The sequence below is a fragment of the Paenibacillus chibensis genome, assembly GCF_004001045.1.
In the GTDB taxonomy this organism is placed as follows: Bacteria; Bacillota; Bacilli; order Paenibacillales; family Paenibacillaceae; genus Paenibacillus_AQ; species Paenibacillus_AQ chibensis.
In genome coordinates, this window is record NZ_BIMK01000001.1 from 249,043 (window position 1) to 261,579 (window position 12,537).

General features: G+C 46.5%; 12 protein-coding genes and 1 pseudogene. 2 read left to right on the forward strand and 11 right to left on the reverse strand.

From position 1 onward, the window contains the following. Positions 1-915 precede the first annotated feature (915 nt). Entirely contained in the window at positions 916-1,434 is a 519-nt protein-coding gene (locus PCH05_RS01125) for a DJ-1/PfpI family protein (protein WP_127599798.1), read from the reverse strand. Between the two features lie 148 nt (positions 1,435-1,582). Here PCH05_RS01125 and PCH05_RS01130 point away from each other — a divergent pair, with 148 nt between their 5' ends. Further along, positions 1,583-1,972, forward strand: a complete 390-nt coding sequence (locus tag PCH05_RS01130) for a winged helix-turn-helix transcriptional regulator (RefSeq protein WP_127599800.1) — start codon at positions 1,583-1,585, stop codon at positions 1,970-1,972. A gap of 213 nt (positions 1,973-2,185) precedes the next feature. Here the strand turns inward: PCH05_RS01130 and PCH05_RS01135 are convergent, their stop codons facing one another. From PCH05_RS01135 to PCH05_RS01175, 9 genes and pseudogenes are all read right to left on the reverse strand, one after another. After that, positions 2,186-2,542: a DsrE family protein gene (locus PCH05_RS01135; protein WP_127599802.1), complete on the reverse strand. Its 357-nt coding sequence runs from the start codon at positions 2,540-2,542 to the stop codon at positions 2,186-2,188. Positions 2,543-2,734: 192 nt separating this feature from the next. Then, positions 2,735-3,805 carry a Ger(x)C family spore germination protein gene (locus PCH05_RS01140; RefSeq protein ID WP_127599804.1) on the reverse strand — a complete coding sequence of 357 codons (1,071 nt, stop codon included), beginning with the start codon at positions 3,803-3,805 and terminating at the stop codon, positions 2,735-2,737. 2 nt (positions 3,806-3,807) lie between these two features. Next, a complete protein-coding gene (locus PCH05_RS01145) occupies positions 3,808-4,785 on the reverse strand; it encodes a spore gernimation protein (protein ID WP_127599964.1) in 978 nt (325 codons plus the stop codon). Next, the gene (locus PCH05_RS01150) at positions 4,782-6,239 is read right to left on the reverse strand and encodes a spore germination protein (protein ID WP_127599966.1); all 1,458 of its coding nucleotides are present in this window, start codon (positions 6,237-6,239) and stop codon (positions 4,782-4,784) included. Before PCH05_RS01150 ends, PCH05_RS01145 begins: the two co-directional genes overlap by 4 nt. Before the next feature lie 202 nt (positions 6,240-6,441). Beyond that, the gene (locus PCH05_RS27580; protein ID WP_246049311.1) at positions 6,442-6,648 is read right to left on the reverse strand and encodes a hypothetical protein; all 207 of its coding nucleotides are present in this window, start codon (positions 6,646-6,648) and stop codon (positions 6,442-6,444) included. Continuing rightward, positions 6,605-6,894: pseudogene (locus PCH05_RS27585) on the reverse strand (reverse transcriptase domain-containing protein); the annotation flags it as partial. The pseudogene PCH05_RS27585 and the gene PCH05_RS27580, both read right to left, overlap by 44 nt. Before the next feature lie 840 nt (positions 6,895-7,734). Further along, positions 7,735-8,610: an SDR family oxidoreductase gene (locus tag PCH05_RS01165; protein ID WP_127599968.1), complete on the reverse strand. Its 876-nt coding sequence runs from the start codon at positions 8,608-8,610 to the stop codon at positions 7,735-7,737. Positions 8,611-8,690: 80 nt separating this feature from the next. After that, the gene (locus PCH05_RS01170) at positions 8,691-9,116 is read right to left on the reverse strand and encodes an Rrf2 family transcriptional regulator (RefSeq protein ID WP_127599806.1); all 426 of its coding nucleotides are present in this window, start codon (positions 9,114-9,116) and stop codon (positions 8,691-8,693) included. A gap of 614 nt (positions 9,117-9,730) precedes the next feature. After that, positions 9,731-10,855: an NADH-dependent flavin oxidoreductase gene (locus PCH05_RS01175; RefSeq protein WP_127599808.1), complete on the reverse strand. Its 1,125-nt coding sequence runs from the start codon at positions 10,853-10,855 to the stop codon at positions 9,731-9,733. Positions 10,856-11,041: 186 nt separating this feature from the next. Here PCH05_RS01175 and PCH05_RS01180 point away from each other — a divergent pair, with 186 nt between their 5' ends. Then, positions 11,042-11,329 (forward strand): helix-turn-helix transcriptional regulator, encoded by a 288-nt coding sequence (locus PCH05_RS01180; RefSeq protein WP_164766498.1) that lies wholly within the window; start codon positions 11,042-11,044, stop codon positions 11,327-11,329. 325 nt (positions 11,330-11,654) lie between these two features. On the opposite strand, the gene PCH05_RS01185 is transcribed toward PCH05_RS01180, so the two are convergent. Then, a complete protein-coding gene (locus PCH05_RS01185; RefSeq protein ID WP_246049312.1) occupies positions 11,655-12,497 on the reverse strand; it encodes an aldo/keto reductase in 843 nt (280 codons plus the stop codon). Between the last annotated feature and the right edge of the window lie 40 nt (positions 12,498-12,537).

Consider the following 12,537-nt stretch of genomic DNA (forward strand, 5'->3'; position numbering starts at 1 on the left):
GTTAGAACACATTCACATCCGCATTCCTTGGTAAATAAAATAAGGAGAGCCCTTTTACAGGCTCTCCTTCGATTCGGTCATATGCTCAGGATTTTCAGGCATCGTGCCGCTCTTACTCTATTCGATGCGTCATCGTCAGGAAACTTTGAGTTTGATTTTGGTTTTCATTTTGCTCCCACAGCCGCACAGGATCGTATGCTTCAAATTTCGAATTGGCTTGTGGCACATGGGGCATACATTTTGATGCAGTGTCATCTCTGATCACCCTTTCCATTCATTCGCCTGCGCCTCGAACTATACGGCTCATGCCGCTTGCATCGGGGACTGTAGACCGGCTAAATAACATTAGGTCATATATAAATGATAACACTTATCAATTTAAAATCAATATTTATTTATAATAATTATAAACAAAATCACTTTTCCCTTCTTACCTTGTCCACAAAAACCAAGTTTTTAGACAACTATTGGTGGTTTCCCAAAACGGAAAAATCGTCCTAAACATACAAAAGGCGCATTCCTAATGGAATGGCGCCTTTTGTGGATTAACCTACTTACCTTGCTATGATGGATCATAAAAGTTGCTAAAAAGGATAAGAACCCTTGTTTTTTTCGAAACATGTCTCATAAAAAATGAGAAGCGATTCAAGATCTGTTCTTTGGCATTAGTGTTGGAAGCAAATCCGTTAATGAGTCAACTCATTGGTCATTCGTATTGCCGATAAGGCACAACATTCTTGCGATATCCACATACCGTTTGCTGTTTTGTCCGCTTCAGGTAAAAATTAACTGGGATCATTCATTGGTGCTTGAATCCAAACGGTTCTCATTTTCTTACCTTACTCTGTCTGAACAAGGTACAAGCTCTGATTTCTTGTTGGCCTCAAGCTCCAACTGTAACACCAGCAAATGCCGTTAACTTAACGCTTTTACTAAAGCTTCTCCAAATTCTTTAGCGCCATCTGGACCATCACCAGTGATAATATCATCATGAGCAACAACATGTTTTTCAACATAGGTTACTTTATTCGCATTTAATTGGTCTTTTTGTACATCCACTGGATAGCAAGTAGCTTCTCTTCCGGTAAGTAAACCGGTTTTAGCTACAGTAACCGCACCTGCACAAATTCCTGTTACCAGAACTTTATCAGTATACGCTTGTTTCAAGTAATCTTGTAATTCTTGATTGCCCCATAGATGATCGTTCGTACCAGATCCACCAATAACTGATACAACATCATAATCAGAAGCAATAACGTCAGAGAAAATGACCTCAGCAGTTGCTTTACCTTCATAATCCCCTATGATTTCACCTGTTTTTGTACTTGCAATTGTCACATCAATTCCGTTGCTTTCCAATTCCGCTTTTGGTTGAAATAATTCGTCCTCATTGAAACGTTCTGGTGGTATAATAAAGAGTGCTTTTTTACTCATTTGTAGTTCCTCCTAAATAGTGATAAAGATTTGCCGTTAAGACGACCATTTCATTCTACGGCTTGTTTTCTTCACTGTGAAGAATGCACTTTTTTGTAAGAAGGTTACCGACAGGTTACCATTGAAACAAATAAGGAGGTAAGAATTAATGCCAGATACATTTAGAGATGAAGTTAAAGAAAAGATCATAAATGGTGATTATAATTGTGAAAAAGAACTTACCCTATCAATTATAAGTGGTAAATGGAAAATTGTTATATTATGGCATTTGGGGGTAGAAGGACCACATCGATTCAGTGATCTCCAAAGGCTTTTTCCAAAAATATCTCATAAAATATTAACGAATCAATTAAGAGAACTGATGGAAGATGGAATAGTTCATCGCGAGGTTTATCCAGAAGTTCCACCGAAAGTGGAATATTCCATGACTGAATTGGGGATGACTTTACTTCCTATCGTTGAAATGATGTATGAATGGGGAAAAAATCGGATAGCAGAAATCCTAAAAGAAATGGATATCTCGAAATTAAACAATTAAGCATATGGTAGTATACATTTGGACAGCGATACCGCAGTAACAATAGTAGTCGGACTCGGGGATGTACTGTCGAATAGAGTAGTACATGCGTTTCACGAAAATTATTTTTTCGAATAACAATAAGAAAGACAGCACAAAACTCAAATGGCGAGTCGTGTAATGTCTTTTTTCGGAGGCTCTGTTATCCTTGATGATCCAGATCGTTCATCTGTTTTACAGTGTAATGATTTGATATCCCTCACCGATTAGCTTCGAAATGCTGGCATGCCCATCTTTATCATGATCATGTGCAAAAGAAATACCGGACTGCTCGGTGCTTTCTTTGACCGCAAACGAATTCGCACAATGCTCGCACACTTCGATAACGCCAAGTTTTTTCACAGCTTTATAAAGCGGATTAGCGGCATGGCTTGGGTCTTCGAATCTCCTGATCCATAAAACACCTTGCCCGTCAAAAATCAACTTAACTTGATGACCGGCTTCATGAAGTTCTTGGGTATACACAAGTGAATGTAAAGCTCTACCTAATTCATCTTCGGTTGCATGTACAAAAATCGCGATTTTACTCATCTGCTATCACTCCTTATGCTTGGATTCTTGTTTATGATTACCATTTTCCAATAATTTTATTTGGGCAATGGATCCCCGAGCATAAATCAATTTGTGAGTCTCGTAGAGCGGATTTTTGTAAGAGAATCTTATTGCAACAAAAAACCGCTTATTTCAAGCGGCTCGGAACGATTTGCTTGGTTTGAATCACATCTACCGATCCACATTGATTAAAGGCTGTATTTTGATGTCGAAGTCAACATCAATTTTCATATTTCTCCAATATTCCAACCATTGCTCTTCCGTTAGTTCTTTAGAAAACGGCTTAAGCGAATGTGTTCCAACCTCTAAGGGATCCACTTTCAACCGTTGCATACTTTTTAATAATTCTGACGTTTGTTCCTCAAGGTAGACCTCAATCTCATGAATTAAATGTTCCAATTGTTCCTCACTTTGAATATTCTTTTCTCCCTGGTATTCCTCAATTCTTGCGTTCAATCCCACGTGTAAAGACAAGGATGAATAGTCCCTCGATAGTTTCATGTGAACATTGGATCGAACACGTCCTAAACTGATAGATAACTTTGGAATGGCCAAGACTTTTAGAAAATGATCGTTATCCAGAAGTTGAAAAATTTCATCGTCCATATCTTGAATGACCATTACTTCTTTATCTTTTTGGAAGAGGGCTGTCCCTACGTAATTGAAATTGTTCTTATCTGAATGAAAAACCGGCAGGATCGGATCCTTAAGAATAAATTGATGAATATTGACGATGCTCATTTCACCTTGGTTATGCTCTTCGTAATGCTTTAACATCCGATAAAGAAAATAATCTTGGTTTTCTTGCTTCGTCAATTGATTTTTTATGTATTCATCAAAATCGCCTCTGACAATCAATACATAGACACGCATTGAAATATCGGGATCAACCAATATCGTATTGATCAGCTTTTCAATGCCTCCTTTTTTTGCCAGTTCCTCATTGATTAATAACATTCGCAGCTGCCCCTGCTTTAATTCCTGATAATAAATTAAATTAAACTCCTTGCCTCCCTGCTTTAACAGATCGACTTCCTTGGAGAGAAGACGTTTTTTTTCTTGGATGAGCGGTGGTACTAAAGTGCTGATCTTCAACTTTCCTTCCGTCCCCTTGTCAACAGACCAGAAAACGACCGGAGCGATCTCTTCGATCCTACTGTTTTCGACATATTGAGAAGAACAGCCGGCCATCCACATAAGGCTTACAATCACCAATAAACCATAGTGCTTGTATAACGCCATGCCTACATACTCTCCTTTCGTTTAACTGCAGTGAAAAGGATCGTAGGAACAAGTAAATTAACGAATGCGCCGAGCCAGATTTGAATGTTCAGTAACATCTTTTGACCCGGAATCGTTTGCCATAACCATTGATTCATTAAGATGATGCTTATCAAAATGACGAACCAACTCGACAATAATCCGATCCGGGTCGTTCGTTCGTTCATTTTTCTCATAAAGATTCTTCCGGCTCCATAAAAACACAACAGAAGAATAGAGATGTCAAACACATAATTAAACATATGGAAAGAGATAAAGATGTAATCGATTCGTTCTAAAAAGCTCGTTTGAATGTAGCTTCCCATATATACTAACATAAAGGCCAAATATACCGAACCGGAAAATGCCGACCAAATAAACAACAAACCCTGCCATGATTGTCCTGACCATTCGGTGGGAAGGAGAGGGTACAAATCGCGGTAATTTGCAATCGACGGAAAGAAGAAAAAAGGAACAAACACGATTGTGATCCATGCCCCGCAAAGAAAGGCGATGACGACAAAACGCAATGTTTTCTCCATTCCATGTGAAGCCACAAATAAGCTGATCAAAAGAATCATTAGGATCAGCCACTTTTTATTCATAGATGGATAAATAAAACTATGGAGCATTTCAACGTACCCCAGTGTGATGATTGAAATTTTTAACAATATGATCAAAAAACCAAGTATTGCGAAAACTTGAACCATCCGTTTTCCGAACAGCTGTACAAATCCTTGATAGCCTTTCGCTGCATAACTGGAAGTAAACCATTTGGACAGCATCATCAAATTAAGTTGGGACAGCAGCCCCAAGACGACAATTCCCCAAAACATATACGAATGAACTAAATAAATCGGCATGATTAAAATAAAATAATGCATTTGTGTGCGATTAACCAATAAAAGGAAATAGATGCCGCCAAGGTTTGAAGTTCGATTGTATAAGGATAAAGTCTTCATTTCTTCATCTCCTGTCGCCATTTCCGTAGTGGTTTTAGATAACCCGGACGCGTTTTCATCCAAATTAATGGGCCGCGGATAAAGAGGTCGATCCAATCCTTCCCATAAAAAGGAGCGATCGGCGCAAAAAAAGGTTGGCCTAATGACGTTAATCCATGTAGATGAGCAAGAATACCGATTATCCCGATCACGATTCCCGGCAATCCAAGAAACGAGGCAAGGATAAGAAGAAGCACTTGCATCAGCACCATGGATTTTGTCATTTGATAATTGGGAACTAAAAAGAAAGCAATAGCGGATATACCCATCAAAACAATCAATACTTTACTTGAAAATCCTGCTTCTACAGCCGCTTGTCCAATGACGATACCACCGATAACCCCTAACGTTTGACTGGTTTTGGTCGGCATTCGCAAACTCGCTTCTTTGATGATTTCCAGCGTTACGATCATGAAAAATCCTTCAACAAATGGACTAAAGGGCAATTTGCTTCTCGATTCCAATAATACGAAAAGAATCGGTAGCGGAACCATTTGGTAATGAAATGTCGTTAACGCAACATAAAAAGGAATCATCGTCAAAGAAACAATAAAACTTCCATACCGGATTAAACGTAAAAAACTAGCTACCGGCCAACGGAGGAAGTAGTCTTCCGGCGATTGGAATAGATGAAAGAAAGTAATGGGACCAATTAAGGCAAAAGGTGAATTGGAGACCAATAGCGTCAGCTTTCCCTCACCTAAGGCGTAGGCGCAGGCATCCGGCCGATCCGTTTGTAGTAACTGCGGAAAGACCGTATGATGATGATCTTCAATAAAAGCTGCAAGCTGAGCGGAGTCTAGAAATTGATCGAAATTCACACTTTCAATTTTCTTTCTTGCAAGGGAAACAAATTCCGGATTAATTAATCCGTCTATGTACAGTAACACAACTTTCGTTTTACTCAGTGAACCGACAGTGAAGCTCTCCGTTTTTAATGTCGTTATAGGCAAACGTCTGCGCAAGATTGTAATGTTTTTATCGATTTGTTCGCTGAAGCTGTCTTTCGCTCCATAGATAACCGTTTCCGTTTGGGAAGATTCAATTGCCCGACCCAAAGAATTTTCCAGCTGAACGCCTAACCATTGATCATTGACTGAATCGTTTAGAAGAATGAATCCTTGCATTATTTTTTGCTCAGCATCTTCGATCGATAGAATTTCCGACACTTTGGCATTGATTATGCTTAAAGAAAGCGAATTGCCAGCACATCGATGTAACGGCTGAATAATCGCCTCGTTTAATCGCTCTTGATCGATCAACGTTTTTATGTATAAAAGATGGACTAAAGCACAGTTACCCATTCTGTGCTCAACGACTTCGGCATCATCCATATGGTTTAATTTCCGTTTTAATTCATCAAACCATGTGGACATTTGATGATTTTGCATTTGAGGGTCGTATTTTTCATCCATAGTCTTCTCCGTTATTAAAGTAATCAAAATCATGTGGTTATTATCTTGCCCTATAATCGAAAAATCATACGACCGGCAAGCTTTGCTGATAGCGCACCGGTTCAATTACTGTCCTCTACACAGAGCTCCAGATCTGTCGCCAGATAACGTCGAAATCTTCAACTTTGAAGATTTCAAAGACATGAGGCTGCATATAAAAGAATTAACGGGCGGGGGTCCGGATGTCCATCGAATGCGTCGGAATGGACGGCAAGAAGACTCCATTGGAGGAAGAAGAGCAGATGGCCAAGCTGGTTGGCGGAACGCTCAGCCCGATCAACATCGCGATGAATGCGATGCGGAAATTTGGCAGCTTCCGCGTTCGCCCCTGCTCGTTTACTCGCAACGATGATGTTGCAGTCGTCTGCATAGCGGACAAACCACAATCCTCTTGCTCTCGGTCCAGGTCATCCAACAGAATGTTTGCCAAGAGTGGGCTCAGCGGGCCGCCTTACGCGCTCCTTCCACTGTCTTTTGGCAAAATCCGTTTTCCATCCCAGCACTCAGGTAAACTCGGATCAGCTTCAACACTCGCTTGTCCTTCACCTTCCGTCACCCTTGCCATGAGCATGTCGTGATTCACTTGGTCGAAGAACTTCTTCAAGTCCAGATCTACTTATCACCCTGTTATCATCATAAAAAAAGGTCCTGGGTTCATTGTTCAATGAACCAGAACTTCTGCTTGTTATGATTTGGATCTATGCTTCTGTCTTCAAAAGAGGTGGGGGCTAAATGGATCTGTTTACGTACATGTATGTTTGTTGTCTGGACGAGCGGGGAATACTGACTCCATTCTGCTTAAAACATATTGAGTAAAGAACATGAAATAACAATCGATGCTTCAACAGGAACGATCAGTCTAAGCGCAAGACTTAGGTCTTTTTCTGAATTATCACCGCTACATAGGAGTTATGAAGGGAGTCAATTACTTTGAATGTTGAATTGTTTAAGGATCTGATTAAGGATGATCGGGGCAATTATTACGTAGGTCATGGCCGAATGCATGATTTAGGTAAGGTAATGAGCGAATATAGGGTTATGTTTATTGATATGATTGAATTTTACCGAAATCCACGAACAGGACGCCTATCACAGTGAAACCGATTAAACTTAGTGTTTTGGATTTGGTCCCCGTTTTTGATGAGGTCGATGCAACCTTCGCACTGGGACAAGTGTAGAGCTGGCTCAAGCAGCCGAAAAAATTGGAATATTTCCGTTATTGGTTGGCGGAACATCATGATATGCCAGGGCTGGCATGCACCTAAATGGATGTACTAAGCCTCTAAAAGTTGCAGAATCCTTTCATTTACTCGCTAGCTTCTATCCGGGACGAGTAGACCGTTCCCCGCCCACTTGCCCGTCTGAACACGATTTTTCGTGTTTACTCACCTGTTTCCATGCAAAAAAGGCTATCCCAGGCCTTCATCGAATCGGCCCTGGGATAACCCCTGCAAAATCAATTATTTCCCGACTGGAGCTCGCTCACCATACCGCGAAGCACGCCGCCCACCGGCTCGGCCGGGCGGCCAAGCAGCTTCTCAAAGTCTCCGCTCTCGATGTCCAGATTGCCTTCGCGGATCCCGCGCTGAATCGCCACCACAATCGGCACCACGGGCTCGGGCACGCCGGCGCCCACCATGATAGAGGCGTACGTCTCGTCATCCACCTGCTGCATCGGAACATCGCGGCCCAGCACGCCGACAAGCTCTGCTGCGAATTGCTCCTGCGTGAGCGGCTTGCCCGAAAGCTCATAAACGGTGTTCTCATGACCGCTTCCAGCCAGCACAGCTGCGGCCGCGTGCGCATAATCGCGGCGTGACGCCCATCCTACCCGGCCGGATCCGGCCGAGGTCAGCCAGGGCGCGCCGCCGAGCACCGCCTGAACTGTGCCGATCTCGTTCTCGGTGTACCAGTTATTTCGCAGAAACGAGTACGGAATGCCGCTGTCCCGGATTGCCGCTTCCGTCGCCCGGTGAACTTCGGCGAGAAAGATGTTGCTGTCGTCCGCGCGGCCGATGCTGGTATAGGCGATGAAGCCGACGTTCGCGCGCTTCGCAGCCTCCACCGCAGCCTTATGCTGGCGAATGCGCGTTTCGTTGTCGCCGTCTGTGGAAATCAGCAGCACACGGTCGATGCCCGCGAACGCGCGATCCAGCGTCTCCGGCTTGTCAAAGTCGCCTCTACGCACGTCGACGCCGCGGGCGCGCAGATGCTCCGCTTTCTTCGGATCGCGCACGCTCACTGCCACATTTTCCGCCGGCACGGTTTCGAGCAGCTTCTCCACCGCCATCGAACCCAGCTTACCGGTTGCGCCTGTCACCAACAATTTCATCGGAATCCCTCCAAATTTTCGTTTTGTTGTAATCATTATCGTTATAACAATATTAGTTACAACTAATGTATAATAAAAGCTCATGATGAGCTTTTAAACTGCATCGCGAGCTGCGCCAGCGTGGTCTTCTCCAGCCGTCGCTCCATGGCCGCCTGCGCTTCAGCGAACTCCGCACGTAGCGCAGCTTCAATGCTTCCGCCGACCGGGCAGTCGGGGTTCGGCCCGTCGTGGACGTGGAATAGCTGTCCTTCATCGACGACGTCCACAGCGCGGTAGACATCGAGAAGCGTGATCTCATCCGGGGCCTTCAGCAGAGACGCGCCACCCACGCCTGGACGCACATCGACCAGACCCGCTTTCTTCAGGTTGCCCATGATTTTGCGGATTATGACGGGGTTCGTGTTGACGCTTCCCGCGATATAATCGCCGGTGCATTCTTTCGTGCTTACGGCGATCAGGGATAAGATATGGACCGCTACGGAAAAGCGGCTGCTGATCTGCTTCACTTCGCATCACTCCGTTGTAACCATTTTAGTTACTTCCGTGCGCCATGTCAAATAGCAAGTTTTATCATCACCGCCGCATGCACATAACTATCTTTAAATAAGGGTGATGAGGAAGCTGCTCCATGCGGAATTATGAGATTTGTCTTCCACTGGAAACGGCTGGATTGGGATTTTCCCGACACGCGGATGAAGGAGACAAATCAACCCTACAACCTGATCGTCTGGAATGCGTATGTGGGCCCCGGTGTGAAATCGTACCTTTATGCCGGCTTATGATCGGGAGCGAGGCAGGCCGCTTCGAATTCCGCCGGCAGGCACGGGTCAGCCGAAGAAATACTCCTGCACTTCATCGCCCTTGTTCCGCTTCAGGAAGGCGACCTGCTCTTCCATCTCGACGCCTTCGGCAATCATTTGAGGTTAAGGCCTTCTGGCCAAGGTCAGTATCGTTGTCTCGATCTCCGGATCCGCCTGATTGGCGTACAGATCGTTGATGAACCATTTATCGATCTTCAGGCAGTGGTTCGGCCGCCGTTTGAGATATTAAATATCTATGAACCGAAATGGAGGATCGGCTTAAGACTGGTGACGGAAAAGCCGTCTGCGCGGCGAAGCGCTCAGTCCATCACCGGGAACCAGCCCGGCGTGCCCATGATACCCTGCCAGAGCGGATCCGGGATGACCAGTCGGCGCTGGTCCCGCTTGCTGAGCGTCGTCGCGATCTCTGCCTCCCGTCCTTCCGCGACCTTAGCGGCCCAATCGGGCTCCATGATCAGCTCGCGGCCGAGGGCAACCAGCGGTGCGCCCGTCAGCAGCGCCTCCATCGCTTCCTCGGGCGTATGCACGGAGCCGACGCCGATGACGGGCGTCCTTCCGCCAGCCGTATCCACAATCCATTGCAGCCGCGACCTGCTGTCATCCGCCCCGACCCGCGGTTTGGACCGGAAGTCCATGAGCGACACATGGAGGTAGTCCAACTCCTGGCCTGCGAGCACGTCGACCAACTTCAAAGTGTCGTCCATCGTGATGCCGTTCTCCTCCGGTTCTTCCGGCGAGAAGCGGTATCCGACGGCAAACGGCCGTTTGGCATGCTCGGCGACGACCCGCTTCACCTCCTCCACCACTGCAATCGGAAACGTCAGCCGTTTCGCCAGATCCCCGCCCCAGCGGTCGTCGCGGCGGTTCGTATGCGGCGAGAAAAACTGCTGCAGCAGGTATCCATTCGCGCCGTGAATCTCTACCCCGTCGAAGCCCGCCTCAATCGCCCGCCGTGCCGTCTCCCCGAAGTTGCGCACGATCGCTTCGATCTCGTCATCTTGGAGCGGCCTTGGCCTGACATTCTCGTTCTGTTCCGACGGCACGTCGCTCGCGCTCACGATATCCCCGCCCGGCACCAGCTCCGACGGGCACAGTCGCCCACCGTGGAAAATCTGCAGCAGCGCCGCGGCGCCTTTTTCCTTGATCGCGGACGCAAGACGCCGCAGGCTTGGGATCATGTCGTCGGTGTCGGCGCCGAACTCGCCAGCGAACCCTTTGCCGTTGCGGGTGACGTAGGTGCATGTGGTCACGACCATGCCGACGCCGCCGGCCCGGCGGATGTAATAGTCGACCTCGGTGTCCGACACCGTGCCGTCCTCATTCGACGACCAGTTTGTCATCGGGGCCATGACGAGTCGATTGTCCAGCCGGATGCCGCTTCGCAGCGTAAAGTCTTCAAATAATGGCTTATATTTGGGGTTCATGCGTATATCCTCCCTGTGAATGATTACACCTCAATAAGTTTGTTGAACAACGGGAAAATCAGCGAAGATGGAAATGAGATCGGGATACGGTACGCCTTGACCAATCGGGTACGGAAGGTGAGCGCATGAGCCACAACGAAAATGTTTCCACTCTTCAATAATGTGATCGATCTCATCCATTCACACTTGGACACCGAATTGCGCCTGCAGGTTCTTGCAGCGGTGGCGGGCTTTTCTCCCTATCATTTTCATCGGATTTTTAAAGGAATCGTGGGCGAGAAGCTTGATAATTTCATTCAGCGGAAACGTGTCGAAAAGGCCGCGAGCATTCTCTTGTGCCGGCCGGACATACCCGTGACGGAGAACGCCCTGCATTGCGGATTTTCCTCATCTTCGGTTTTTGCCAGGGTGTTTCGCGCTCATTTCGGCATGTCAACAACTGACATCTGCGCCCGCATGAAGAAAAGATCTTGACGCAAAGCTGCGCAGGATGATCCGAGGATAGATCCAGCCAATCGGTTTCGCTCGGCTCAGTTTTTCCGGCCGCGATCCAGCGCCCGGCCAAGTTCGAGAATGAAACTTGGTCCCACTAATATTGACAACAAATCGGCTAAACACATGGGGCTGTCCGTCCCTCAGGGTACAATCCCCCATGGCACATCCTCCGCATAGTTCGGCAACACGTCGGACAGGAACAGAAGCTTCTCATCCTCCAATTCGCATGCCTCCGGAATAACGATTGGCATGAAATTCGGGGATCCATCAAACAAGTCTAACCTGGGGGAACTTTCATGCTTTCTTAAATCATGTCGAGCTGAACCTTTCTAGTCGGTTGGGGGAACGCCTCATTTAACATCCCCAAGTCTTCCTCGGTAAGCTTAATACGTTCCGCCTCCGCATTCTCTTCGACATGTGCTGCTGTCGAAGCCTTAGGAATGGCAATTACGTCACCGCTTCTAATGCACCAAGCCAAAAGAATCTGAAGCGGCTTCACACCATGTCGATCGGCAATTTCCTTAACAGCTGGGTGCTCAACCAACCCTCTTCGTAAAGTGCCCGCCTGGGCGAGCGGACTGTAGGCCATCGTCGGGATTTTTTGCTCTCTCAACCAAGGAAGCAGGTCGTATTCTACGCCGCGGGAACCGAGATGATACAGCACCTGATCGACCATGCAATGCGTCCCTCGCACCACGTCGAACAGTTCTTTCATATCGTCCGTGTCCAGGTTCGAGACGCCCCATCGCAAAATTTTCCCCGCTTCGACCAATTGCTCCATCGCTTCTACCGTTTCGCTTAGAGGAATACTTCCTCTCCAGTGAAGAAGATAAAGGTCGAGACGGTCCGTCTTTAACCGCTTCAAGCTTTGTTCGCAGCTGCCGACGATGCGATTCAGACCCGCGTTGTGCGGGTACACTTTGGATACCAAAAACACTTGATCTCGTATCCCTTCGATCGCTTCTCCAACCAAAGACTCAGATCTGCCATCGCCATACATTTCAGCCGAATCGATCAGGTTCAATCCAAGCTCCACACCGCGTCTTAACGTTCGAAGCTCTTCATTTTTCTTGGACGGCTCATCCCCCATATACCACGTACCTTGACCGATTCTGGGCAAAGTTGTCCCATCAGGAAGGGTTACCACGCACCCACCCCCTTATTTTTTTAATATTTTTCCCGCTGCG